The sequence below is a fragment of the Paenibacillus elgii NBRC 100335 genome, from assembly GCF_004000865.1.
GTDB lineage: Bacteria > Bacillota > Bacilli > Paenibacillales > NBRC-103111 > Paenibacillus_G > Paenibacillus_G elgii.
Genome location: NZ_BIMB01000020.1, coordinates 82376 through 107719, shown reverse-complemented (window position 1 = coordinate 107719; position 25344 = coordinate 82376). Strand labels below are relative to the sequence as shown.

Genomic DNA, 25344 nt, shown 5'->3' with positions numbered 1-25344 from the left:
GGATGGGTCTTTTTTAGGTTTACGAGTATCGTTCAGGAGGAAAAATTTATGAAAAAGAAAAAGACGATCGGCACCCTGCTTTTGGTAAGCGGTTTAACGCTGTATTTGTCGTTGAACGCGCCTGAATCCGCTTACGCCATGCACATTATGGAAGGATTTCTTCCGTTCGGCTGGGCCGTTTTCTGGTGGGCCGCCTTTCTCCCCTTCTTCATTCTCGGGCTGCGGGCGCTCCGGAAAATAACGAAGGAAACGCCGGAGCTGAAAATTATGCTCGGTCTGGCCGGGGCCTTCACCTTCGTGCTGTCGGCACTGAAAATTCCGTCCGTGACGGGAAGCAGCTCGCATCCGACGGGCACAGGGCTCGGAGCGGTCATGTTCGGTCCGCTGCCGATGAGCGTGCTGGGCTCCATCGTGCTGCTGTTTCAAGCTCTGCTGCTTGCCCACGGCGGGCTGACGACCCTCGGAGCCAACGCTTTCTCCATGGCTGTCGCAGGTCCGTTCGTAGGTTACATGGTGTACAAAGGAATGATGAAGTCGACCGGCAAGCAGAAGCTGTCCATCTTCACGGCGGCGGCGCTCGCCGACCTGTCCACTTATATCGTAACGTCGCTTCAATTGGCGCTCGCTTTTCCGGCCGAGCAAGGCGGCGTAGCGGCTTCGTTCCTCAAATTCGGCGGCATTTTCGCCATCACGCAAATTCCACTGGCCATCAGCGAAGGTCTGTTGACCGTATTGATCTGGAATTGGCTGCAAGCCTACAGCTCAGAAGAGCTGTCGCTGCTGCAGCGTAAAATGAAAGGAGCGCGCGAGCTATGAAAACCGGAACCAAAAACATCCTGCTGCTTGTCGCCGTCGTCCTACTGGCCGTGCTGCCGCTGCTCTTCGTGAACGCGGAGTTCGGCGGTGCCGACGGCGCCGCCGAAGAAATGATCAAGACGATCCAGCCGTCCTACGAGCCCTGGTTCTCGTCACTGCTGGAGCCGCCGGCCGAAACCGAAAGCATGCTGTTCGCGCTGCAGGCTGCCATCGGAGCCGGATTTATCGGGTACGTGATCGGCCTGTTCCGGGGTAAGGCGTCCAAGTCGAAACCGCAATGATTCGGCTGATCGATTCACTTTCTTACAGCAACCGGCTGCGCGGCATGTCCCCGATGTGGAAATGCGGCTTCGCAGCCGCGCTGTTCATACTGTCCTACGGGTCGCATCCTCCCGTCCAAGCGGCGATTTTCGCCTGGATGATCGTGTGGGTCGTCCGGTATGCCCGAATTCCGCTGAAAGCTCATATGGTGATGCTGGGAACGGCTTGCCTGTTTTTTATCGCCAGTCTGCCGGCCCTGCTCATCGAGATCCAGCCGGGAAGCGTCGCCGCTCCCGGCTCCTCTGCGTTCGTTCTGTGGTCCCGGCCGTACGGGTCCGTCTATGTCACCGAGACAGGGCTGCATACGGCTGCGGCGTTGTTCATGCGGGCAGCGGCCTGCTTGTCGGCCGTTTCGTTCGTCATGTTCACGACCCCGGTGGCCGAGCTGTTTCAAGTCATGAAACGGCTGCGGGTTCCGACTCTGGCGCTTGAGCTGATGCTGATCACGTACCGCTTCCTGTTTATTTTGACGGAGACGGCGCACGATCTGTATACCGCGCAGCGGGCCCGCGGAGGACACAACGGCTTTCGCGGCAAGCTGAACGACACGGCAATGCTGATCGTCCGGCTGTTCGTCAAGACGATGCATCGCTACAAAGGATTGTCGCACGGTCTTGTCTCAAGAGGATTTACCGAGGAAATCCGTCTTGCCCCTTACCGGGCCGGTACGGTTCCTGCCCGTTACCGCCTCGAAAGCGGCATCGGCGTTGCGATATTATTGCTGCTGGAGTGTTGGCTCCGCTGGAGGGGAATCGTATGAAACCGATGTTGGAAGCGCTGGACCTCCGGTACAGCTATCCCGGTACCCGGAAGGAAGCGCTGCGCAGCTTGACCTTAACGATCCCGCAAGGAAAAAAGACGGCGATCTGCGGCCATAACGGGTCCGGCAAATCGACCTTTTTCCTGCATGCGATCGGCATCCACCGCCCCGCTTCGGGACAGCTGAAGCTGAAGGGCGCGCCTCTATCGTACCGCCGCGACGACCTGCTGCGGCTTCGCCGGCAGGTCGGTCTTGTTTTCCAGGACCCGGAGCAGCAGCTGATCTTGAATACGCCATACGAAGACGTCTCCTATGGTCTGCGCAATGCCGGACTCCCGGAGGACGAGATTGCCGTCCGTACTGAGCGGATGCTGCTCTCCATGGGGCTGAAGCCTCTCGCCGACACCCCGATTCACCAACTGAGTCTGGGGCAAAAGAAGCGCGTCGCGCTGGCGGGCGTGCTCGTGCTGGAGCCCGAGCTTCTGCTGCTGGACGAGCCGACGGCTTACCTCGACCGCTTGTCCGAGCGGCAGTTGCTGGAGGAGTTGGACCTTGCCCAAGAGCAAGGGATTACGGTCGCGATGGCGACCCACGATATGAATCTGGCCTACGCTTGGGCCGATTGGGTGCTGGTCATGGACCAAGGCGTATGCTGCATGGCAGGTCCACCGCACGAAGTGTTCGCCGACGAAGAGAAGCTGCGCCAGCTTGGTTTGGAGCCGCCGATGCTGCTGGAGCTTTGGCAAGCGCTCCCGGCAGCCGTTCGCAAAAGCCATGCCCCGCCCCGCAGCATCGAAGCGATGAAAGCTTTTTTGCAAAACGGCTATGGGGGCGTAGGTGCTCTTTCGCAGTAAACCGAGCGGCCCCGCCTCCGCTGGAAATACCGCCTTATAAAAATAATACTTGTATCATTATCGGTTTAGTTGTATATTGATACAGAATCACAACTGAATATTGTGGGAACAGGTGCTCCCCTACGTTCGCGTATCGGAGCTTAAAAGGGAAGCCGGTGAAAAACCGGCGCGGTCCCGCCACTGTAACGGAGGAGTTTTGCGCCATACTTAGCCACTGATCTGCGGATTGGGAAGGCCGGCGCAAAACCATGATTCCGGAGCCAGGAGACCTGCCTGTTCTGACAGCACTGCTTTTACCTACGGGAGATAGGGAGGTGTTAAAGATGGCAACCGCCGTGCGTATTCAACGAGGGGCATCTTTATCCTTTTTCGCTTTAGGGTAAAGATGCCTTTTTTTGTGTTTTCAGGATTCAAATGGAGGAGAAAAAACAAAACCTGAGGAGGCATATAAACATGAGTCGGATCGTAAGCAGCAATATCGGGTACCCGCGCATCGGGGCACAACGGGAATGGAAAAAGCTACTGGAATCGTTTTGGGCTGGCAAATTGCCGGAGGAGCAATTTTTGAGCGGGCTGGAGGCGCTCCGCCTGGCGCATCTCAAGGTTCAGCAGGAAAAAGGAATCGAGCTCATTCCGGTAGGAGATTTTTCGTTATACGACCATATGCTTGATACGGCGGCGATGTTCGGGCTCGTTCCGAAACGTTTTGCTTACGACGGCGGTCCGGTTCCTCTCGCCACCTATTATGCCATGGCCCGCGGAAACCAAGGCGCTCCGGCGTGCGAGATGACCAAATGGTTCAACACGAACTACCACTACATCGTGCCCGAATTGAACGGCCTGACTCCAACATTGACCGTGAACAAGCCGCTGGAAGCTTACCGCGAAGCGAAGCGCAAGCTCGGGATCGACGGGAAGCCGGTTTTGATCGGACCGTATACGTTCCTCAAGCTGTCCAAAGGCTATGCGCCGGAACAACTGGACGTCTTGAGCGAATTGTTCCTGCCGCTGTACAAGCAAATTTTGACCGAACTGGAGCAGGAAGGCGCAGTATGGGTGCAGATCGACGAGCCGATTCTGGTTACGTCTTTATCCGAGTCCGATATGGAGCGAATCGCAGACATTTATTCACAGCTTCATGCAGCCGCTCCCGGTCTGAAGCTGATGCTGCAGACGTATTTCGATTCGGTCGAGCACTACGAGCGGACGATCGCTCTGCCGGTTCAAGGCATCGGACTCGATTTCGTCCACGGAGCGGAGCGGAATATCGCCGCCCTGCGGACGCATGGGTTCCCGGCCGACAAGGCGCTGGGCGTCGGATTGATCGACGGGCGCAACGTATGGCTGGCCGACCTCGAAGCCAAGCTGCAGCTGCTGGATGAGGTGTCCGCTCTCGTCCCGTCGGGGACGTTGATCGTTCAGTCTTCCTGCAGCCTGCTGCACGTTCCGGTGACGACCCGGACGGAAGAGCGGGCCAACGCCGAACTGCTGCCCTTCCTGGCCTTCGCCGACGAGAAGCTGGACGAGGTCGTTCTGCTGAGCAAGGCGGCGGCCGGAGAACGAACGGACGCCGTACGGTCCGGGCTGGAAGCAAGCTCACAGCTCGTCCGGGAATTGAACGCCTCCCCGTTCCGCAACCGGACAACCGTCCGTGCGGCTACCCGGCATATTGCCGGGGGACCATCGGCCAGACAGAGCTCTTATTCCGTGCGCCATATTCTCCAGCAAAATAAATTCCAGCTCCCGCTCCTGCCGACAACGACGATCGGCAGCTTTCCGCAGACGCCGGAAGTGAGACAAGCGCGCAAACGCTGGAGAACCGGGGAATGGAACGAAGCGCAGTACCGGACCTTCATTCAGGAACAAATTCAAGCCTGGATCAAGATTCAGGAAGAGCTCGGCCTAGACGTGCTGGTGCACGGCGAGTTCGAACGGACGGACATGGTGGAGTTTTTCGGCGAGAAGCTGGACGGCTTCCTGTTCACCCGGAACGGCTGGGTTCAATCGTACGGCTCCCGCTGCGTCAAGCCTCCGGTCATCTACGGCGATGTCGAATTTATCCAGCCGATGACGGTGGAGGAAACGGTCTATGCGCAGTCGCTGACGAGCAAGCCGGTCAAGGGCATGCTTACCGGTCCGGTCACCATCCTGAACTGGTCGTTCGTCCGCGACGATATATCTAGGGAGCAAGTCTCCTACCAGATCGCCTTGGCGCTGCGCCAGGAGGTGGAAGCGCTGGAGAACGCGGGCATCAGTATGATCCAGATCGACGAGCCCGCGCTGCGGGAAGGCTTGCCTTTGAAGCGGCAGGATTGGCAGCATTACCTGGACTGGTCGGTACACGCCTTCCGCTTGACTTCCGCCGCCGTAAAGGATACGACGCAAATTCACACGCATATGTGCTACTGCGAGTTTCATGACATTATCGATGCGATCCGCGCTCTCGATGCGGACGTCATTTCCATCGAAACGTCGCGCAGCCACGGCGAGCTGATGCAGAGCTTCGACGAGCACACGTACGATCAGGGCATCGGTCTGGGCGTGTACGACATTCACAGCCCGAGGGTGCCGGCCGTTGACGAGATGGTCCGCACGATCGAACGCGCGCTGTCCGTTTTGGAGCCGGAGCTGTTCTGGATCAATCCGGATTGCGGACTCAAAACGAGAGGCGTCGAAGAAACGGTCGCTTCTCTGCGCAACATGGTCGCTGCCGCGGAACAGTTCAGAGCGCGCTGCGCCAAAGCGTAGCCCGCGGCATAGAACGGCTTACGGCTCCCCGCTTCGTAAATCGTAAAAAAAGAAACCGTTTCTTTGCGCAATGGGGTATGATCCCCGGTGCAAAGGAGACGGTTTCTTTGTCGTCACAGCCTTTGACGAAAGAAGGCTGCTTTAGTGCTGCTGGTTTAGCGCCGACAGGTCAGTTGACTTTGACAAACGACCACTTTTGCGCATCCGTTCCATTGTCGCTCCACTGCTGGACCGCCGCGCCGTCAGCGGTCGAGGAGCCGGATACGTCCGCGACCAGTCCGCTCGCTTTGGAAACAAGCTTGAAATAGCCGCCGCCTACATCGACGATACTCCACCTTTGCGCAGCGCTGCCGTTATCGTCCCATTGCTGCAGCTGCACGCCGCTGGAAGTCGACGAATTGGGCACATCCAGCACTTTTCCGCTGTGCATGGCCGTGAGCTTGTAATAACCGTCCCCGGTGCTCTCCACCTTGAACTTCTGGTTATTGGCGACATAGTTGGTCCATTGCTGTATTTTGGCCCCGCTCTGCGTCGACACGTCCACGACATCCATCACCTTGCCGCTGGCTTTGGAGGCTATCGTATAAATGCCTCCGTTAACAATGCCCGGCGAAGCTTGGTATACGCGTACGTAATCCACCAGCATTTGCGCCGGAAACGGTGTGGAAGGATCGGGGCTGCCGGGCCAATTCCCGCCTACGGCAAGATTCAGCAGGAGGAAGAACGGCCGTTGAAACTCCTCCGTGTTCCCGGTTCCATTTTCAATATAAAAAGCATTGTATTCCTGGCCGTCCACAAACCATCTGATATATTTGGAGTCCCACTCTACGCTGTACACGTGATACTGGGAAAAATCGAGATTACCGGAAACCCGCCCGTAATCGGCATGTCCCCCCGCATCCCAGTGTACGGTGCCGTTGACATGCGGATTGTTGTTGACCCGTTCCATAATGTCGATCTCGCCGCATCCGGGCCAGCCGACCGAATTGATGTTCGAGCCCAGCATCCAAAATGCCGGCCACAGCCCTTGACCGGAAGGCAGCTTGATGCGCGCTTCGATTTTCCCGTAAGTAAAGCTTTTCAAATTTTGGGTTTTGATCCGCGCAGAGGTGTAGTTCATGCCGCCATAAGACTCCTTGCGCGCCGTAATGACGAGATTTCCGTCCGCAACCCGCACATTTTCAGGCCGGTTCGTATAATATTGCAGCTCGTTGTTTCCCCACCCGTTCTGGCCCGTGCCGATCTCCGCAGACCAGTTGGCGGAATTTAAAGCATTGCCGTTAAATTCGTCGCTCCAGACCAGATTCCAGTTCGGGGCCGCATTCGCATGGCCGATGGGCATCAGGGCGATCAGGAGAGTGAATAGCAGAAAAAAACTTAGCAGCTTTCCTCTTTTCAACATCAAATTCCCTCCTCATTTTCGGATCAAAGCTTCGTCCCAAAGCAGATTAAATGACAGCGTTTACAGAAGTTGTAACTTCATTATAAACGGCCTCCAATGGATTGATCAACCTAAAATATGGTTTAGATTACATTTTGAAGAACTCTATTCGTTGTCATGCCATGCGCTCGTGTGCGTAAATAAAAGCGACAGCCTTGGACGTAACATGAAGTCCCGGACTGCCGCTTTATTTTCTGACCGTAATCCGTCAGATTTTTAATTGCATATTATATAAATTCGCATAGGTGCCGCCCGATGCGATCAACTCTTCATGTGTTCCCTGCTCCTCCATCCCACGGTCCGTTAACACGACAATTCTTTGCGCATTTCTGACAGTGGACAACCGGTGGGCGATGACGATGGTCGTGCGATTGTCCGTCAGCTTCTCCAAGGAATCTTGAACGGCCTTCTCGCTTTCATTATCCAAGGCGCTGGTCGCTTCATCAAAAATGAGAATGGGCGGGTTTTTCAGGAAAACGCGCGCAATGCTCAGCCTCTGCTTTTGTCCCCCGGATAATTTCACGCCGCGTTGGCCGATATCCGTATCATAACCATCCGGCAGCGATATGATAAAATCATGCGCATTCGCCTTTTTGGCGGCCTCAATGATCTCTTCCCTGCTTGCGTCGATTTTTCCGTAGCGGATATTGTCTGCGACGGTTCCGGTGAACAAGTAGACATCCTGCTGGACAATGCCGATGTTCCTCCTGAGCGAATGCAAGCTAACCTCATTGATATTCGTCCCGTCAAGCAAAATTTGCCCTGCACTGACTTCGTAGAAACGGGGAATCAACGAGCAGAGGGTCGTTTTGCCGGCGCCCGAAGGCCCGACCAACGCAACGTATTCTCCGGCCTTGACATGCAGAGAAACGTCCTTGAGCACGTGGTCTTGATCTTCTTTATACTTGAAGCTCACATGTTTAAATTCCACGTTTCCCCGAACGTGCGTCAGTTCGACGGCGTTATCCGCATCCCGGATATCCGGCTCCACTTCCATAATATCCATAAACCGGTCGAACCCGGTAATGCCTTCTTGATAAAGCCCGGCGAAATTCACGAATCGCTGAATCGGCTCGATGAGGATGCCGATAAATAGAAAAAAGGTAAGCAAATCGGCCAGCGCCAAAGAAGCGTTGACGATCGCAGCTCCGCCAAAAACGACCACGGCGACGGTAATAAGCTGCGATAGCGCGATTAACCCTTCATGAAACCAGGTCTCGCTTTTATAGCCGTCGCTTCGGCTTTGCACAAACCGTTTGTTTTCGTAAGCGAACTTCTGCTTTTCCACCGATTCGTTGGTAAAGGATTGAACGACTCGTATTCCCGATAACGTATCTTCAAGCTGCACGTTAATATCGCCGATCCGATCCCTGCTTCTTCTTAGCGCCCTGTTCATTTTCTTATTGAAAAACCACGCGTAAACACCCATCACAGGCAGGAAGAGAAAGACGACGAGGGTAAGCTTAACGTCGATATGAAGCAGGATGATGAAGGCGCCGACAAACTTCAGGGCCGAGATGAGGATATCTTCCGGACCGTGATGGAATAATTCCGTCATGGAGAAAATATCGTTTGTCGCCCGGGTCATGAGTTGGCCTGTTTTTTGTTCGTCATAGAAACGAAACGACAGCTTTTGCAAATGATCGAACAATTCGGTTCGCATGTCGCTCTCCATCTTCGCCCCCATCACATGCCCTTGATACGAAACGAACATGTTGCAAAACGTATGCAGGGCGACCAGAACCAGCATGACCGCACCCATCGCGTAGATTTGCTCCAGCGCACGGGGTCCGCCTTCTTCCAAAACGTTTACGGTGATGTATCTGACGCATAAGGGAAGTGCCAGAGTAACGGCGGATACCACAAACGCGCAAGCCAGATCCGCAAATAACAAACCTAAATAAGGCTTGTAATAAGATAAAAATTTCTTGAACCGAGTATTCAAGTCGCTTTCCTCCAATGATTTGGAGGGTTAACGAAGCGTTGCCCTCCAAGTTTTTTTCGTTTGGGTTTGGGCTACTCCTGTTTTTCTCATAGTCCTCACTCATTTCTGAAATTTTTTATGAACGACATCCTCAATTTACCATGACCTGTAAAAAAGGATCAATCGTATAAATCATTTAAATCATTTTTTCCGCTGGGTAGAGCTTCCTATCCCCTAATCCAGCCCTTCTCATAGGCATAGCGCATCAATTGCACCCGGTTGTCCAAATGCAGCTTATGCAAAATATTTTTCAGATGGTTTTTCACCGTATGTTCGGAGATGGATAAAATTTCCGAAATTTCCCGGTTGGAGTTCCCTTTGGCCACGCACTCCAAAATTTCCTTTTCCCGCCCGGTGAGCGGCGAATGGTCCGGAATGCTCTGCCTGACGGAGGAAAACTCCTGAAGCAAGCGCACGGCGATTTCCCGAGACATGGGGGCTTCGTCGATGGCGACGGCCCGCAAATATTCGTGCCAGGACGCGGGGTGAAGATTTTTCAGCAAATAGCCCTGCGCGCCTTTCTTCAGCGCCTCGAACAAATGCGTAATATCGTCCGATACCGTAACCATGACAATTTTGACATACGGGAACCGTTCTTTGATCAGCTTGGTCGCTTCCAGGCCGTCCAATTCGGGCATGCGGATGTCCATCAGAATGACATCGGGCATCCACTGCTCCGCCAGCATCACCGCTTCTTTTCCGTTCGTCGCCTCGCATATGATCTCGAACTCCGGGTCCGCTTGAATAATTTCACGCATCGCCTGGCGCGCATGCGCATGGTCGTCGGCCAGCATAATTCGAATCGGTTGACTCATGGAATGGAATCCCCTCTCTTTCCTTACCGGAAGCGCTCTTTACGCATCTTCTCGCCGTCCGGATCAACGATCGTACTTCTGTGATTCCATCTAACCATACCCTCCAGCAAACCCCCATGACTCAGTCGGGCTATTTCCCGCCGGACGATCGACAATTTCGTGACAAATCCCCGGCGGAAGCGCTTCAGTCTGACTCCAAAGTGCTATATACAAGCCGGAAACGAAAGTGCTAGGATTATCCTGAAAATGAAAGGAGGCGCATGTATGCATCGATGGATTATGGTGTCCCTGTGCGGAATTGCCTGCGTTCTGGGCATGGGATTTTTGTTCGCCGAGGTGCAGCGGCATTCGAGCGAGACCAAGCAGGAGGCGGCCGCTCCGGCCCTTCCCGATGCTCCGCTGAACGCCCAGGCCGCCGAAGCCGTCTACAAGCAGTCCTGCATCGCCTGTCACGGCAACGACCTGGAAGGCAAAATGGGACCGAATCTTCAGAAGGTCGGCGGCAAGCTGTCGACCGAGCAGCTGTACAAAGTGATCCAGAACGGACGCGGAGGCATGCCGGCGTTCAAGAGCAGCCTGAAGGACGAGGAGATTGCCAACGTCGCCCGCTGGCTGGCCGAAAAGAAATAATACGCGCAGAATAGCCGAAACGAACGACAAAAAGATAATGAAACCGGAGGTTAAACAATTCACGGATGAAGCCATGGATTCAAAAACACGGGTTTAAATTGACGGTCTCCCTCCTGCTGGTTGCCCTTGCGATCTCCCTGTTTACCTGGTTCAACCAAGGGCCGCCCCTGCCGGTTTTGAAGCAGGCGCCGAACTTTGAGCTGAGCGGGCTGGACGGCGGGAAGGTATCATTAAACGATACGAACGGCAAAGTACGTCTGGTCGAGTTTCTGTTCACCAATTGCCCGGACGTGTGCCCGGCCACGACGTACAACATGGTCAAGCTGCAAAATGAATTAAAGAAAGACGGCATGTGGGGAAATAAGGTCCATTTTTTATCGGTTACCTTCGATCCCGAGCGCGATACGCCTCAAGCGTTCAAAACGTACGGAGACAAAATGGGGATGGATTACAACGGCTGGACGCTGCTGACCGGGACGGAGAAACAAACGGCGGACGTCGCGAAAGATTTTGGCGTGATGGTGCAAAAGATGAAGGACGGCGGGTTCGTGCATACGGTCACTTCGCTGTTTCTGGTCGACCAGCAAGGCCAAATCCGCAAAATTTATACGATGGGCGAAGAGATGGACAACGACGAGATTCTAAAAATGATCCGGCAAATCGCCGGATCAAAATAACGCTTACGGCGTCGGCTCAAGCAGGGGATCGGGAAGGTCCTCTGCTTTGTCTTTTTCTCTCCGGTACCACTGGAAGAACACGAGGCCAAGCAGGCAGCCGTACGAAATTTCCTGCATAATCTTCATGATCACGCCCCCCAACTGCTGGTCGGACAGCGGCGTAAGCCACGGGCTTGAGAACGTCACCGGCTCCACCGGAATCGCATAGAACGGCAGGCACAGCAGATGCGCGCCAGCGGTGTAGGTCTCGTACATCGGCGCTTTGGCAAAAATGATGAGCGCACAGGCCGGCGTCAGCAAAATGCCGTTTATGAAAATATACCCCATTTTTTTCAGCTCGCTCATCGCATAGATCGCCCCGGCCGGACTGAACACGGACCACCATAAAGCGAACGCCGAGAAGAACAGCAGCAAATGCAGCGCATTATGAAGCGCATAATTGGACATCGCCGCATCGAAGATCATCGGGATGTGATAGAAAGAAAACGCGCCGTTGAACAAAAACATCGCCAAGATCGGATTGCCGAAAACAAGGATCATCCTCCGGCTCCACGGATTGTCGCTGAGCGCCCGGAAAAAGCCTTCCGGCATCCCCCGGAGCAGCAGCGGCGGAACGATCAGGTACATCACGGACTGCTGGAGCATATGGATGCTGAACCAGAAGTGCCCGCCCAGATTCAGCGGTCCTCCGAGCGCAAAGTACAGCAAGAACAGCCCGACAAAAAAGCTCGCCATCTGCTGCCCGGACACCGTGCCGCCCTTGTATCGCATGTAAAATACGGCCGCCAGCGCAACCGTCAGAAACATTTCCGGCCCCCACACTACCCGGAATCCGTACGTTTCCATCATCAACTGAAAGTCCAAGCTCAAAGCCTCCTTACCTTCTTCGTCTTCTGGCATCCCCTCCATCTTACCTAATTTCGCTCCCGGTTCCTATGACACGAAAGGGCCATCTCGCTGTCACAAAGGAGACAAGCTTTGTTCACCGGACCGACGACGAAATGACTCATTCGAGGCATGCCGCCAGGGCATTCTAAGACTACAATGAGAAGCGTGAAGGAGGAACTGTCATGACCTTAGCTTACAAGATGCTTATCGCCGACGACGAGGACCGGATCCGCCGCATATTGAACCTGTATTTGAATAAAGACGGCGCCGCCGTGGACGAAACCGGAGACGGAACGCAGGCGCTGCAAATGGCTTTAGACCGCGATTACGATATTTTGCTGCTCGATTGGATGATGCCCGGGCTGAACGGCCCCGAGATTTGCCGGCTGCTCAAACAGGTCAAGGCGACGCCGGTGATCCTGCTGACGGCCAAAGCGGACGAAAGCGACCGCCTCCTCGGCTTCGAAGCCGGAGCGGACGATTACGTCCTGAAGCCGTTCAGTCCGCGCGAGCTGATCTGCCGCATCCATGCGATTCTGAAGCGGACCGCTCCGGGACGGCTTCGGCTGGAGAACAAATCGCGCCACGATATCGTGCTGCCACATTTGGTCATCGAGCATCTGGCCCGGCGCGTGCTGATCGACGGTCACGAGATCGCTTTAACTTTGAAAGAGTACGATCTGCTGCGTTATTTTGCGTTGAACGAGAATAAAACGTTGACTCGCGAAGAGCTGCTGAAGGAGGTATGGAAATACGAGGTAATCGTGGATTTTCGGACGGTGGATTCCCATATCCGGCGCATCCGGGAAAAAATGCAAGCCGTCTCGCCGCCTGCCGCTTCGATGCTTCGCACGGTCTGGGGTATAGGCTACCGCCTGGATGTGCCGGCTTCATTTGCCCGTGGAGGGGGCGCCTAGCCCCGGTTTGAGACCGCCTTCGGAGAGGACGCCCGTGCCGGGCGATGAAAAGAGCCGCTTCCGAACGAGGCGGCTTAGGTTAAAGGAAGCGTTGGCTCCCTTTTGGAAGACACAGAATGGTATGTATCCGGCTGCACAAGATTCACTTGTCGTTGACAAAAACGTTTTGGGCTACGGTAAGAAAGGCTCGAACGGCCGGCGAAGCATCGGAGACGGAAGGACATGCTAACGCCACATTACGCCAATCGGATACGTTCAAGCTGCGGATTTGAAGATTTTGCTGGGTCTTAAGAAACAATTCCGGGCCGATCGTGATTCCGAGCCCTTCCTGAACCATGTTAGCAATGGTGCTGCAATCCTGCACTTCAAACCGGATAGACGGCTTGACCTTCGCTTGTTGAAAAATTTCTTCGATGTGCGATTGATACATTCCTTTTGGCATAATAAAGGGCTCGTCTTGCAAGTCTTCCACCGTAATCATTTCGCGCTGCTGAAATTTATGACCCGCAGGAAAAGCGACAACCATCTTATCTTGGATGAGCGGTACCGTGTCCCATTTCGTATGCTTGTCTTGCTGCACAACAAATCCGATGTCGATGACTCCCGTATCCAACCATTCCGCCATTTCCTCATATGTGCCTTCGTAAAATCTGAATTCGATTCGGGGATGCTTCTTCTGGAATTTTGCAAGAATTTTAGGCAAAAGACAGGAGGAAGCGCTGTAAAAAGTGCCGATACGCACGGTCCCTGCCTCCAAGCTTGCCGCTAAAGCCAGCTCCTGTTGAATGCGTTCCGTCCGATTTAAAATTTCCCGGATATGAATCAGCGTTTTTTGTCCGACCTCGGTGAGAACAAGCTCCTTCTTCCGATCGCGAATCAATAGCGTCGCGCCCCATTCCGCCTCCAGACTGGCGATCGCATGGCTCACGGCCGATTGAGTCATGTTCAGCTCTTCGGATGCTTTGGTGAAGCTGCCAAGCTCGATCACTTTGGCCAAAACCTTAAAGCGGGCAATAGTCATGAGCTTTTACTCATCCCCTTTATGAAAAATAACAATTTTACTCATGTTACCACGCGATATAGAATAAGGGCAACGTGGTTGACAAGGAGTGCAAAGGAATGAACCGATTTTCTATTTATTTGCTAGCTTTAGGCGCGTTCGTATCGGGGACGGCAGAATTCGTCGTATCCGGCATTTTGGAAATCATCTCTAAAGATTTCCAGGTTTCGATTTCATTGGCCGGACAGTTGGTCACGATCTATTCTTTATCGTATGCGTTAGGGGCTCTTGGATTGGTGATGCTGACGGCAAAGTTCGAGAGAAAAAAAGTGTTGCTCTATTCTATGGTTACTTTTATCGCTGGAAGCATGATTGCCTTTTTCAGTTCTCATTTCGGCCTGCTGATGTTTTCCCGAATTGTATTGGCCATGAGCGGGGGACTGTACATCGTTATTGCCACCAATTACGCAGCCCGGCTCGCCCCACCTGCCAAACAGGGGAATGCGATGGCCACGGTCATTACGGGATTTAGCGTTTCTTTAATATTGGGCGTCCCTGTCGGAACGCTGGTTGCCGCCTATATGGATTGGCGCTATATCTATCTCATGCTTGCCGCCGTTACGCTGATCGTTCTCCTGCTGCTGGCGAGATTCATCCCAAGGCTGGAGGGAGAAAAACCGATCCCTTTAAAGCATCAATTGCTTTTCATTCGCGACAGGCGGTTGATAAGCGGATTTCTCACTACCGTATGTTGGATTCTCGGGTATACGATGGTTTTTGCTTACATCGCTCCGCTGTTGAGCGCCTTTGCCGGTTTTTCGATCGAAATGGTCAGTATATCCCTTTTGACTTTAGGCGTGTTTGCTTTGATCGGGTCGCGTTTTGGCGGGTATGCCGTCGATAAATGGGGACCTGTCCGTACCATTTCCATTAGCTTGAGCATTCACGCGATGGCCTTGTTCCTATTGACCTTTACAGTAACTTCTACGATCGGGGTGCTGTTGACTCTTATGATATGGGGAGCTGCCGCATGGACAACGACTCCCGCAAAACAATTTTATTTTATTTCTTTAAAGCCTCAAGCGCCGGAAATTGTTTTAAGCTTCAATACCGCCTTAATGAATATAGGGATGACCTTAGGGGCCGGTCTGGGAGGACTGGTGACGGAGTATTCCTCCGTTCTGCATTTGTCATGGATTGGCGGCGTTATGGAATTGGCCGCCTTGGCCGCTATCTCTTATTCGTTTAGGTCGAATAAAAAAAGCGCATAAACCGGGCGGGGCCTGCCCGAAATTCCCGCGCCATTCCGAAAAACCGACCATCCGGTCGGTCGTTTCGGCAACAGCCATCACGGCAGGCTGCGTCGTTCCGACGGTCTCCCGCCCGCCGAAGTTACAACGGCAAACCCGCTTCCAGCTTGCTCAGCGCTTCGTCCAGCAATTCAGCGAAGTCCGCATCCGGATGTTTCGCATCGAGATATTGACGCCGATGACCGCTCCGGCGAAGGTTCGCACAGCTGCATCGTCCGGCTCCCGGCCGGTGCGCTTGGCCGCCAGCTCCGCGATTAGCTGCATCGTCTGGGTCAGGTTGTTCAGCGCTGCGGCCCGCAGCTCCGGCACCGTCATGATGAGCTGATTTCGTTCGCGCATCGTGGCGAGCTCATCGGCAGACATGTTGGCAATCGCCGAAACCATGGCCCCGCGCATGGCTTGTAGAGGATTCAGATCTGACGGTTGAGCTTCAAAGGCGTCAACGAGAACGGGATCGTAATTGTCTTTTAGCAGCACGTCCTCCTTGGTGGGAAAATACCGAAAAAAAGTGCTGGGCGAAATCTCCGCTGCCTCCGCAATCTGCTCTACCGTCGTAGCGTTATAGCCCAGCTCTCGGAACAGCCGCAGCGCGTGCATTTGAACCGCTGCCATGGTCTTTGCTTTTTTGCGCTCGCGCAGCCCCATGGTTCGTTTATCATCCGGTGGCATCTTGCACACTCTCCGATCTTGTTTTATTTATAGCTTCCCGCCGGGATGGTCCGCTCCAGAAATTGCTCCAGCTGATGATCCCGATCCTTCATCGCGAATTCGGCTAACAGCCGCTCTCCCTCGCCCGATCCATCGGCGTCCAGCACAGCGCGGACCGCCTCCGCGTTCAATAATTCCCGCGGCGATAAGAGCAAGCCGTTCATCATCATATATTTACCGAATAATTCCATATCGCGCTTACCGATAGCTTGCTTGCGGTACAGTTCAAAATATTTTTGGGCGAAGGCGATTCCTTCCCGCGAATGGGATCCCGTGTATTCCACACCGGGCCAGCACAGGTCGGCAACGGCCGTGAGCCACCAGGCGGGATCGATTGCCTCCTGCATTCGCCTGAGCGCTTCACGCTCGAAGAACGGCTTCGGCCGGGTGCGCTGTTCGCGCAGTTGAGCGGCCAGCAATTCCGCTTCGATGGCAGCGACGGTGATCCCTTGGCCGTAAATCGGGTCGAAGTTGCAAAGCGCGTCCCCCATCACAAGCAGCCCGGACGGCCACCGCTCCATCCGCTCGAAGCGCTGTCGGAAGCATTCCGGCACCCGATACCCGCGCGGCGGCCCCAGAGGCTCGCAATTTTGCAGCAGTTCGGCAATCGAAGGGTCCAGCAGTGCGGCCAGCTCCTGTTCGTATAGCCCGGCATCGGTCGTCGGGTAACGCTGCCCGCCCGCGTAATACAGTACGACTTCGGCCATATCCTGTTCAACCGGTCCGAATACGGCGGTGCCGATCCCTTTGGCTGGAACGCCTTCGGTGACGACCACGCTCCATTGCTCCGCAATGTGCGGAGGGATTCTATAATAGCGCGTGCTGTAGCCGAGCGAGGCTTTCAGACGTTCCGGTTCCGGCACGTGATAGCCGAGATCCTGAAGCCATTTTACCAGCTTGGAGGACCGTCCGCTAGCGTCCAGCACCAGATCGGCTTCGAGCGTCGTGGACTGCGCCGTCTTGCCCCGTTCCCGAACCGTCACACCTGTAACTGTTGCGCCGTCCGAAGCCCTCTGCAGGCCCGTCGTTTCGCATCCGTTTGCAAAACGCACATTGGGGAGCACTTGGAGCCGCTCGCGAACGACCCATTCCAGCAAAGCCCGGCTGGCACCCGCATCTTTTCGGTCAACCACTTCAAGGGTTCCATAAACGCTGACGGACCGGATGCGCTTGCCCTCCTTCGGGAAAGCCCCTTGCGCCAGCAAATCGTCCAGCCAACCGGGGAACAAGCTCTCCAGAATGAGCTTGCCGCGCGGCAGCAGCCGATGCGGATGATACGCCTGAGGCGTGCCGGGACGGTTTTCGGGCGTGCCCGGAAAGTCGTCCTTGTCCACGACGAGAACCTCGTCATAATGCTCCGCCAGCACCCGTGCAGCCAGCATTCCCGCCATACTGCCCCCGATGACCAGCGCTCTTCCCCAATTCGGATCGTTATTCATGCCCGCAGCTCCTTTTTCAGATAACCGGATTAATTTGACACTAACATCATAATGATAATACATGTCTTTTGATAGTTACTGTCAAATTATAAAGCAATACCGTTCGGCAAAAAAAGAAAACCGCTCCCCGGAAGGAACGGCTCTGCATCATCTCCGCATCGGCTCTAAGCCTTAAAGTTCGTATCCTCTGTCTGCGCTCCAATTGGCCTCGCGGCATGACATAATAATCCGGCCACCACAACGCCGATCAGCACGATAATTAAAGCACGAAGCAAGCCGATGGAATCGCCAATGACCCCCAGGATCGGCGGACCGACAAGGAAGGCGAGGTACCCGGCCGTCGACACGGCGCCCACCCTCGCAGCGACCCCGCGGGGATCGTCTCCTGCGGCGGACAAGCCTACGGGAAATCCGAACGCCGAGCCGAAGCCCCACAGCACAACGCCGATGGCAGCAGCCGTGAAGCTTTGTCCCCAAATGACGATGAGCAATCCCGCAATCGCGGATAGCGCGGAAGCCCGCAGGACGGCGACTCTGCCGAACCGGTCGAGCAGCATCCCGCCTGCCGCGCGGCAAATGGTCATGGCGGCTACGAACAAGCCGAAGGCAAACGAGCCCGTTGCCGGGGAGACATGATAACCGTCCACGATGACCAGCGGAAGCCAGTCATTCGCCGAGCCTTCCGCAAACGCCATTCCCAAGACGACGATCCCGATCAAAATCGTGCGCGGCTCCTTCCACACGGCCATACGCTCCCGCGCGGTCATGGGCGGTTCGCCCGACTCCGCGGCACGCTCTTGCCCGGTTCCGGCAGGGACGAACCGGAAAAAATAGACGGCGCACAAAATCACGACAACCGCGGCAAGCGACAAATGAGCAAGGACGGACAGCCTGACTCCAACCGCTGCCGAGCCCGCAACGGCTCCCACCAGATTGCCCACGCTGAATGCGGCATGAAAGCCGGTCAGCAGCGATTTTTGAGCGGCGCGTTCAACAGCCGTCCCCTCGACATTCATCGCCACGTCGCATATTCCGTTCCCGAAGCCGAAGACGGCCAGTCCCAGAAACACCGCAATGCCGCCGTTAAGCCAAACTCCGCTCAGTGACACGATTCCGAGTCCTGCCGAGCTGACCGCCAATCCGGTCATCATGACAAAGCGCCCTCCGCGGCTTGCAATAAGATGACTTGCGCTTAACAATCCGACGATGGAACCGACGGCCAAGCCAAAAATAATCCATCCCATCTCGGCGGTGGTAGCGCCTAACGAATCCCGGATCGTGGGAGTACGCGAAACCCAGCTGGCAAGCGCAAAACCGGGCAGCGCAAAAATAAAATAAATGGCGACGCGCCATCGTTGAATTTGGCGGCTGCTTAGCGAATGTTCCATGCCAATTCTCCTTTTGAAGCCAGCTGCGCAATCAATCGATTCCGAGACTCAGCATCGTTCTGATCGTAAGTTGATTTAGCCCGTGGAAGTAATCTTCCTCCCAATCCCGGACAAGAAGGGACGGCAAGTTATCTGCCGGAACGTAGCACGCGCTTCCTTTCCGGACATCGGCAAGATCGCGTTCGGTCATATCCGTACTGCAAAAAAGGACGGTATGCGGATTTAGGGTGGCCGTAAACACGGCGACCAAACGGCTCATCGCGTCGATGAGCTTCTCACGCCTCTCCGTACCGTCCTGCGCGGAAGGCGGCTCTTGAACCGCTTGGGAAAAATTGTGCGAATCATAAAGCGGCAAAAAGGAAACTTCGCCCGAAAAAAAGCTGCTCCCTCTTACCACGTCGCCGTTCACCATAATCCCGGCGCCGGGACCGTTCTGCCCCAGATACAGGTACACAAGGGAGCGGTTTGGGTCGTCTCCCGAGCGGTCGTGATAGCCGAGAACGGTGGCGTTCATATCATTTTCCACCTGAACCTGGAGCGAAAAGCGTTCCTCGTACAAGCCTTTGAAATCGAGGTTCTTGAACTTTTCGTAATCGGGAATATGGAAGACCCGCCCGTTATTGACCGCACCTGGGACTCCCAAGGTCAGAGCACGCAAATGAGGATAACGCTGCACGAAGGTTCCGATCTGTTCGGTCAACCGCTCAGGTCCGTCGTGCAAAACGCCGGGAAGCTTCTCCCGCCCGATCACCTCGCCCACATAATTCAGGAGCGCATAGGAGGAATAATCCTTTTCGAGCGCTACGGCGAGTCCCGCCATATGATCGGCATTGAGCCGGTATTGCTTTGGACGCCGGCCTCCGCTGGATGCTCCCAGCCCCGTTAACACAACCTCTCCTTGATCGTTCATTTCATCCAGTGTTTTGCTAATCGTCGGAAAGCTGATGCCCGTTTTCTGCGCAAGCTCGGCCGTGGTCGATACCGAATCGTGATACAGCACCGCACGAATTTGCCGACGAATCATTTCCCCCATCATTTTGGGCTGAACGAAAGGAAGCTTCATAGCATTCACCGCCAACTTATTAAAGTTCTTTAATTACTTTCCGAGTGTATCACAGATTCGTCCGGGGCACAACGAATGAATTCCGCGAAATCCTAAGCAACTCTCGGTACAAAAAAGAAAGGGAAACGGCATGGCGCCGTTTCCCGGTATTTTGCAAAGAGATTTGTCTTACTTGGCGTAATGGCGGAAGTTGACATTGATGCGGGCGGAGCCTACGTCCAGAATGTGCAGAACGGCGCCGTCCGAAGTCGGAAGAACGGCGATGCCCTGCGCTTCCGAGCCGCTCGGCAGGTTCCGGTCGAAGGCCACCGCCACGCTGCCGGTATCAGGATCGATGCGGTAGACGGATTGGGTGCCGTTGTCGCTGGACGCATACAGCGAGCCGTTATACATTTCGGCGCCCTGAATACGGTCGATGCTTTGGCTGAGCGGTACGGTCTTGATCAGGTGCATGTCGTTCAGGTCGAAAACGTTCAGCACGGAAGCGTTGCTCCACTCGGCCGTGTAAACCTGGCCGCGCCCGGCATCCACCGCCACCCACGGCACGCCGCCCTTGTGCAGGTTCAACGGCAGCGCGTAGGCCGTGCCCGTGTAATCCAGCGTATTTGCGTCGAACAAGGCGATGTACGGATGCTGATAGCTGCTGCCGTCCTCGATCGGAGCGTAGATTTTGCCGTTGTAATAACTGATGTCGCCGATGTGGTTCCCGCCTTGCTTGGAGATTTCGTCCGGGATCGCCAGCCCGTTTCTTGCTTGAACGGTATTGCCGTCGAGACTCGTGCGGAGAAGTCCGTAATTCGAGTTGAAAATCCACGAATTGCCGTCGGTAGCCACGCCCTGCCCGCGCTCGAAAGCGTCAAGCAGCCAATACGTCTGGCTGGACGTCTGACGCCACGACTCGGTGCCCGCAGTCACGGCCGAAGCCGCCGCTTCTTCTCCCCTCGCTGCCGCAGACGCCATTCCAGCAAAGGATAAAGAGTACACCAGCATCGTTCCGGCCGCGATCAGGCCAACCTTCTTCAAAGCTTTCATTTTTATTCTCCTCCTGTTTATGAAATAAAGAGCCTTTAAAGCTCAAGCTCCCGCAAGACGGCGCATCAATCGGCCGGACGGACCAGCCGAAGGACGCGCTCCCACCTCGGTCGATGAAGTTCATGAAGATACACGGGGGTAAAACCCAGTCTTAAATATATTTTGATGGCGGGAAGCCGGAAATCGTCCGTTTCCAGGAACGCTTGGGTCTGCCCCTCAGCTCTCATCCTGTGCAGCGCCGCCAAGCTGGCCGCATAACCGAGGCCCCGCCCGGAGTGATCGGGAAGAGCACCCACCATATGCAAATAGCCGCAGCGCTCGCCCGAAAGCTCCGTTTCCCATGCGGTCGCCGTAGCTGCGGGAATATCGCCGGAACATATAAACAGTACCCGCTCCGGCTGAAAATAAGGTAGGTCGCCGATTTTGTGTCCAAACGCGATCTCTCGTTCAAACGATTGGCGAATGATCGATTCCCAACGGCTTTCGTCGCCCGGCTGAAAGCTGCGGATCGTGTAGCCTGCCGGACAAGAGAACGCGGGCAAATCCGCAAGGCTTTCTTTGCGCATGACCAATTTAGGATACGGCTTGTCCATGCTCATCCTCTATTCCTCCGCCTAAAATCCGGAAACGGGATCGTCTTCCCGCCGGCAACGACGGATTCCATCGACAACGCAAACACGGAACTCCAAGCCGCCGCATCGTACACGTCCACGCCCGGAGCGCAGCCTTCGGCAATCGCCGAGAAAAACTCCGCGAAAACGAGAAAGTCGCCGCCGCCGTGCCGGAACCGGGACGCTTCATGCCCCCATCGCTTCCATAACGGATGATCGAGCTCGGGCTGATACCGTTTAAGCGGTTCCCACGTGACAGGCTGGCCGTCCTCCGCTTTGGGGGACCGGCGATGCAGCCAGATAAGATCGTCTTCGCCCTCGTAACGTCCCGATACATAAGCTCCCTCGGTTCCCTGAACCGCATAATGGGTCGAATTCGGAGGCCTAGCAGACGTCCAGTCCACGCGCAGCGCAATCAGCACGTCCTTCCTCGTCTGCACAACCGCAACCGCCGAATCACCTTGGCGCCAATAGCCGTCCCGGGCCCCCGGATGCCTGCTGCCGTAGCGCTCGTCAAAATAGTGCTGCAGCGATCTCGCCTTGGACACGAACACGGCGATGCTCTTCAATTCGTCTCCGCCCGGTTGGCTTGAGCCGATCCATTGCGAGACCGGGCCTAACGAATGCGTAGGATAATTCATTCCGTTGAAGGCGCGATGCAGCTCGCCCCGCCAGGTCAAGGACCCGTCCGGCGCATGAACGAGATGGCGGCAGTCGTGGATGTAGCCGCCTTCCATATACGTGATCTCCCCGAACAGCCCCTGTTCGGCCATCGACTTGACGGCTAGCGCCGAACGCGAAAAGCAATAATTTTCCGCCATCATATAATGAAGCCCGGTTCGTTCGACCGTCTCCACCAGCTCCCACGCGTCCTCCAAGGTTCGCGCAGCCGGTACCTCGCTTAATACGTGCTTCCCCGCAAGCAGCGCTTCGATAGACTGCCTTGCGTGAAGGTGCATCGGGCTGGCGATATATACGGCATCGACGGCCGGGTCCTCAAGCAGCCGCTGGAAGTCCCCGTATGTACGAATGTCCGGGTATCGTTCTTGCCATGGCTTCAGCAGTTCTTCGTTCTTATCGCAAACCGCTGTGAGTCGAACGCGATCTTCAAATGACTGAAGCACCCGGGAAATGCCGCTCCCCCGATTCGCTCCGACAATCGCAAGACGCACAGGTTGACGCCTCATTCCTTCTACCTCCGCTCCCTGTTTCGTTTGCCCTGCCTGCCATCTGACGCCTACCGTGCCGCCAAGACGGAAAGCTTCTCCGAAGCCCCGTTCCCTTCGGCCGACGGGTAAGGCTCGTAGTAGGGCATATTTTCCCCAACCGTCCGCGCCCATTTCGTGAGCGCTTCGCTTTCCAGACGATGGAGCTCGACGCGCACCTCGCCGCCCTCGACCGTCACGATGCGGAACGCGGGAATGTCTAATGGAGCAGCCGTCTGGATAAAATGCCACTGACCCTCGCGGACAACAGAGTTTTCATGATTGTGACCGTTAAAGTACAACCCGGTTCCGGCCCACCGGCCGAGAACCCCACGGATATCGAGGGACGGGTCAAGAGACATCATCGCTTCCGTCGAGCGCGCGGTGGACCCGTAAAGCGGATGATGGGCAAACACGAGAAGCGGCTTGTCCGAAGGCTTACGCATCACTGATTCCAACCACTCCAACTGCTCGGCATCGATAAATCCGCTCCAGTCCTGCCGCGTTTCCCGGGCCGTATCCAGCACGGCGACGAGCGCTTCCTCCTCTTCCCACAGGCCGTATCGCCGCTGCCCAGTCAAGGACAACAGCTTGGCCTTGGGATGCGTATACGTATCGTGATTGCCGAGTACATGCAGGAAGCGAAGCCGGTCGCCATAGCCGCGAACCTTTTGGAAAATATATTCGAATTCCGCAATTTCCCCGGTGTTGGTCAAATCCCCGAGCGAAATGTGATAGTCGGCCCCCGTTTCCAGAAATGCCGTCAAAAAATGCTCAAAGAAAGCATCCCGCGCTTCCAGCACATCCGGACGGTTAATGACCGTCATCGGATAGTGCAGATCGCCGAACATGGCTAATTTCATGAAGCGTCCACTCCAATCCCCTGCTTGATCTCCCAGCCCTGAGCCGGTTCGCTTATCCGACCCGCTATCCCTTGATGCCCGAGTGCATGAAGCTGCTGACGAACTGCCGCTGGAACAATAAAAATCCGAGCATCATCGGTGCCGCCACGAGCAGCGTAGCCGCGCTCACCTCGGCCCACTGCCCGCCCGACTCCGTCGATTTCGCAAAAAGCGCCAACCCTACGGTTAAAGGGCGGTTGTCCGCCGAATTGGTAACGATCAACGGCCACAAAAAGTTGTTCCAGTGATAGCTGACCGAAACGATGGCAAACGAAACATAGACGGGCCTGGAGAGCGGCACGTAAATCTGCCATAAGGCGCGCAGCCGCGAGCACCCTTCGACGCGGGCGGCTTCGTCCAGCTCCCGGGGCAGCTGCTTGAACGACTGCCGCAGCAAAAAGATCCCGAACGCGGACGCAAAGTAAGGAAGCATGATGCCAAGCTTCGTATCCAGCAGCCCCAGCTCCTGCAGCACGCGGTAGTTAGAAAAGATCAGCACGTCCGGGGGCACCATGATTTGGACCAAAAACAGCATGAACAGCGTGTCCCGCCCGAAAAACCGGACCTTCGCGAACGCATAGGCGGCGAGCGTCAAACTGACCAACTGGACGGTCAGCACGCCGCCCGTAATCAGCAGCGTATTGAGGTAATACTGCGCAAACGGCGCTGTACGCCAGACGGCGGCAAAATTGTCCAACGTCCACTCCCAGGTCCAGCCGCTCCCAAGAGCCGCTCCCTTCGGGCGAAAGGCCGTCCATACGACCCAAACAAACGGGACGAGCCACGCCGTCCCGAGCGCGAGCATGACGGCGTGCCACAGCGCTTGCGCGGATTGGCGGCGTAAGCGCGCGGACAGCATTTCCCGCCCTGCCAGCGGCCTGCGCCGCTTCGTTCGTTCTTGCCGAAGCGGCAGCCCTGCTTGATGACTCATGGGCTCCCTCCTATTCGTAATGGATGCTGCGATCCCAACCGAAAAACTGCACCGACGACACAAGCAGCAGCACCGCAACCATCACGACGGTCATCGCCGCCGCCATCCCCTGATCGTAATAGCCGAACGCCGTATCATAGATGTAGTACAAAAGCAGGCTGCTTGCATTGTCCGGCCCTCCCCGCGTCATAATCCACAGATGATCGACCAGCTTGAACGCATTCGTCACGGAGACGACAGCCACAAACAGCGTGGTCGGCATCGTCAGTGGGATCGTAATGCGCCGCAGCGACTGCCAGACGCCGATGCCGTTGACGGCGGCCGATTCGTACAAGTCCTTCGGGATTTGCTGTAAGCCGGCCAGGTAAAAAATCATAAAGTACCCGGCCTCCTTCCAGATCATCATGACGATCATCGCTACCATCACCGTATCCGGCCGGCCCAGCAGCGGGGCCTCGCTCTGGCTGACCCAGGCCGCCAAACGGGCCAGCAGGCCGAACTTCGGCGTGTACAGAAACAGCCAGATGTTCGCGACGGCGATCATCGGAATCATATTCGGATAAAAATACGCGGTCCGGACGAAGCTCCGCCCTTGGAGCGCTTTATCCGCAAACAACGCCATCGCGAAGGCAAGCGCCATCGAGGTCGGCACGGTTCCGAGGGCAAACCACAGGTTGTTGCCGAACACTTTTTGAAACACCGGGTCCGTCAGCATCGACGCGTAATTGCCCAGCCCGACAAAACGCGGCTCCGGCGTCGCCAAATCCTGCTGATACAAGCTGAGCACGGCGGTCTTCCAGATCGGATAATACGTAAACAAGCCGAGGAATAACAGCGAGGGGAGCAGCAGTCCCCAAGCCAATCCGTTCCTTTTAAGCCTTTCGCTCCAAATGGCGCTCATGCA

24 protein-coding genes and 1 riboswitch are annotated in these 25344 nt (G+C 55.7%); of the genes, 9 read left to right on the top strand and 15 right to left on the bottom strand.

Annotated features, from left to right (window positions below; all coding sequences use genetic code 11):
- Nucleotides 1-48: 48 nt before the first annotated feature.
- The 5 genes from PEL01S_RS16870 to metE all read left to right on the top strand — a co-directional run bounded on the left by PEL01S_RS16870 (nucleotide 49) and on the right by metE (nucleotide 5499).
- Nucleotides 49-816, top strand: coding sequence for an energy-coupling factor ABC transporter permease (locus tag PEL01S_RS16870; protein WP_127461118.1), 768 nt, complete (start codon nucleotides 49-51; stop codon nucleotides 814-816).
- Nucleotides 813-1097, top strand: coding sequence for an energy-coupling factor ABC transporter substrate-binding protein (locus PEL01S_RS16865; protein ID WP_127461117.1), 285 nt, complete (start codon nucleotides 813-815; stop codon nucleotides 1095-1097). Before PEL01S_RS16870 ends, PEL01S_RS16865 begins: the two co-directional genes overlap by 4 nt.
- Nucleotides 1094-1897, top strand: coding sequence for a cobalt ECF transporter T component CbiQ (gene cbiQ / locus PEL01S_RS16860; RefSeq protein WP_127461116.1), 804 nt, complete (start codon nucleotides 1094-1096; stop codon nucleotides 1895-1897). Before PEL01S_RS16865 ends, cbiQ begins: the two co-directional genes overlap by 4 nt.
- On the top strand, nucleotides 1894-2751 hold the full coding sequence (locus PEL01S_RS16855; RefSeq protein WP_127461115.1) for an energy-coupling factor ABC transporter ATP-binding protein: 858 nt from the start codon (nucleotides 1894-1896) through the stop codon (nucleotides 2749-2751). Before cbiQ ends, PEL01S_RS16855 begins: the two co-directional genes overlap by 4 nt.
- 93 nt (nucleotides 2752-2844) lie before the next feature.
- Nucleotides 2845-3042: riboswitch (cobalamin riboswitch) on the top strand.
- 162 nt (nucleotides 3043-3204) lie between these two features.
- A complete protein-coding gene (gene metE, locus PEL01S_RS16850; protein WP_127461114.1) occupies nucleotides 3205-5499 on the top strand; it encodes a 5-methyltetrahydropteroyltriglutamate--homocysteine S-methyltransferase in 2295 nt (764 codons plus the stop codon).
- A 169-nt stretch (nucleotides 5500-5668) separates the two neighbouring features.
- On the opposite strand, the gene PEL01S_RS16845 is transcribed toward metE, so the two are convergent.
- The 3 genes from PEL01S_RS16845 to PEL01S_RS16835 form a co-directional block, all read right to left on the bottom strand.
- Nucleotides 5669-6901, bottom strand: coding sequence for an RICIN domain-containing protein (locus PEL01S_RS16845; RefSeq protein WP_127461113.1), 1233 nt, complete (start codon nucleotides 6899-6901; stop codon nucleotides 5669-5671).
- Nucleotides 6902-7148: 247 nt separating this feature from the next.
- A complete protein-coding gene (locus PEL01S_RS16840) occupies nucleotides 7149-8885 on the bottom strand; it encodes an ABC transporter ATP-binding protein (protein WP_127461112.1) in 1737 nt (578 codons plus the stop codon).
- A 206-nt stretch (nucleotides 8886-9091) separates the two neighbouring features.
- A complete protein-coding gene (locus tag PEL01S_RS16835; protein WP_010498018.1) occupies nucleotides 9092-9739 on the bottom strand; it encodes a response regulator in 648 nt (215 codons plus the stop codon).
- Between the two features lie 264 nt (nucleotides 9740-10003).
- On the opposite strand from PEL01S_RS16835, the gene PEL01S_RS16830 reads away from it, so the two are divergent.
- Together PEL01S_RS16830 and PEL01S_RS16825 are read left to right on the top strand one after the other, a co-directional pair.
- Nucleotides 10004-10369: a c-type cytochrome gene (locus tag PEL01S_RS16830; protein ID WP_063184476.1), complete on the top strand. Its 366-nt coding sequence runs from the start codon at nucleotides 10004-10006 to the stop codon at nucleotides 10367-10369.
- 65 nt (nucleotides 10370-10434) lie between these two features.
- A complete protein-coding gene (locus PEL01S_RS16825) occupies nucleotides 10435-11046 on the top strand; it encodes an SCO family protein (protein ID WP_127461111.1) in 612 nt (203 codons plus the stop codon).
- 3 nt (nucleotides 11047-11049) lie between these two features.
- On the opposite strand, the gene PEL01S_RS16820 is transcribed toward PEL01S_RS16825, so the two are convergent.
- Entirely contained in the window at nucleotides 11050-11910 is an 861-nt protein-coding gene (locus tag PEL01S_RS16820) for a cytochrome c oxidase assembly protein (RefSeq protein ID WP_239551524.1), read from the bottom strand.
- 206 nt (nucleotides 11911-12116) lie between these two features.
- On the opposite strand from PEL01S_RS16820, the gene PEL01S_RS16815 reads away from it, so the two are divergent.
- Nucleotides 12117-12851: a response regulator transcription factor gene (locus PEL01S_RS16815; protein ID WP_063184474.1), complete on the top strand. Its 735-nt coding sequence runs from the start codon at nucleotides 12117-12119 to the stop codon at nucleotides 12849-12851.
- A gap of 142 nt (nucleotides 12852-12993) precedes the next feature.
- Here the strand turns inward: PEL01S_RS16815 and PEL01S_RS16810 are convergent, their stop codons facing one another.
- Nucleotides 12994-13872 carry a LysR family transcriptional regulator gene (locus PEL01S_RS16810; RefSeq protein ID WP_127461110.1) on the bottom strand — a complete coding sequence of 293 codons (879 nt, stop codon included), beginning with the start codon at nucleotides 13870-13872 and terminating at the stop codon, nucleotides 12994-12996.
- Between the two features lie 98 nt (nucleotides 13873-13970).
- Between PEL01S_RS16810 and PEL01S_RS16805 the strand changes: the two genes are divergently transcribed.
- Nucleotides 13971-15122 (top strand): MFS transporter, encoded by a 1152-nt coding sequence (locus PEL01S_RS16805; RefSeq protein ID WP_127461109.1) that lies wholly within the window; start codon nucleotides 13971-13973, stop codon nucleotides 15120-15122.
- A 150-nt stretch (nucleotides 15123-15272) separates the two neighbouring features.
- On the opposite strand, the gene PEL01S_RS16800 is transcribed toward PEL01S_RS16805, so the two are convergent.
- From PEL01S_RS16800 to PEL01S_RS16755, 10 genes are all read right to left on the bottom strand, one after another.
- A complete protein-coding gene (locus PEL01S_RS16800) occupies nucleotides 15273-15830 on the bottom strand; it encodes an acyl-CoA-like ligand-binding transcription factor (protein WP_307722006.1) in 558 nt (185 codons plus the stop codon).
- 23 nt (nucleotides 15831-15853) lie between these two features.
- Nucleotides 15854-17308 (bottom strand): FAD-dependent oxidoreductase, encoded by a 1455-nt coding sequence (locus PEL01S_RS16795; RefSeq protein WP_063184470.1) that lies wholly within the window; start codon nucleotides 17306-17308, stop codon nucleotides 15854-15856.
- 164 nt (nucleotides 17309-17472) lie between these two features.
- On the bottom strand, nucleotides 17473-18696 hold the full coding sequence (locus PEL01S_RS16790; RefSeq protein WP_127461108.1) for an MFS transporter: 1224 nt from the start codon (nucleotides 18694-18696) through the stop codon (nucleotides 17473-17475).
- A gap of 31 nt (nucleotides 18697-18727) precedes the next feature.
- Complete coding sequence (locus tag PEL01S_RS16785; RefSeq protein ID WP_127461107.1) at nucleotides 18728-19759, bottom strand: ROK family transcriptional regulator; 1032 nt, start codon at nucleotides 19757-19759, stop codon at nucleotides 18728-18730.
- 168 nt (nucleotides 19760-19927) lie between these two features.
- The gene (locus PEL01S_RS16780) at nucleotides 19928-20791 is read right to left on the bottom strand and encodes a DUF6923 family protein (protein ID WP_063184467.1); all 864 of its coding nucleotides are present in this window, start codon (nucleotides 20789-20791) and stop codon (nucleotides 19928-19930) included.
- A 65-nt stretch (nucleotides 20792-20856) separates the two neighbouring features.
- Nucleotides 20857-21390, bottom strand: coding sequence for a GNAT family N-acetyltransferase (locus PEL01S_RS16775; RefSeq protein ID WP_127461106.1), 534 nt, complete (start codon nucleotides 21388-21390; stop codon nucleotides 20857-20859).
- Nucleotides 21387-22589: a Gfo/Idh/MocA family protein gene (locus PEL01S_RS16770; protein ID WP_163768493.1), complete on the bottom strand. Its 1203-nt coding sequence runs from the start codon at nucleotides 22587-22589 to the stop codon at nucleotides 21387-21389. The genes PEL01S_RS16775 and PEL01S_RS16770 overlap by 4 nt, the downstream gene beginning before the upstream one ends.
- Before the next feature lie 50 nt (nucleotides 22590-22639).
- A complete protein-coding gene (locus PEL01S_RS16765; RefSeq protein ID WP_127461104.1) occupies nucleotides 22640-23470 on the bottom strand; it encodes a metallophosphoesterase family protein in 831 nt (276 codons plus the stop codon).
- 64 nt (nucleotides 23471-23534) lie between these two features.
- Entirely contained in the window at nucleotides 23535-24368 is an 834-nt protein-coding gene (locus PEL01S_RS16760) for a carbohydrate ABC transporter permease (RefSeq protein ID WP_371860711.1), read from the bottom strand.
- A gap of 82 nt (nucleotides 24369-24450) precedes the next feature.
- Complete coding sequence (locus PEL01S_RS16755; protein ID WP_127461102.1) at nucleotides 24451-25341, bottom strand: carbohydrate ABC transporter permease; 891 nt, start codon at nucleotides 25339-25341, stop codon at nucleotides 24451-24453.
- Nucleotides 25342-25344: the final 3 nt, after the last annotated feature.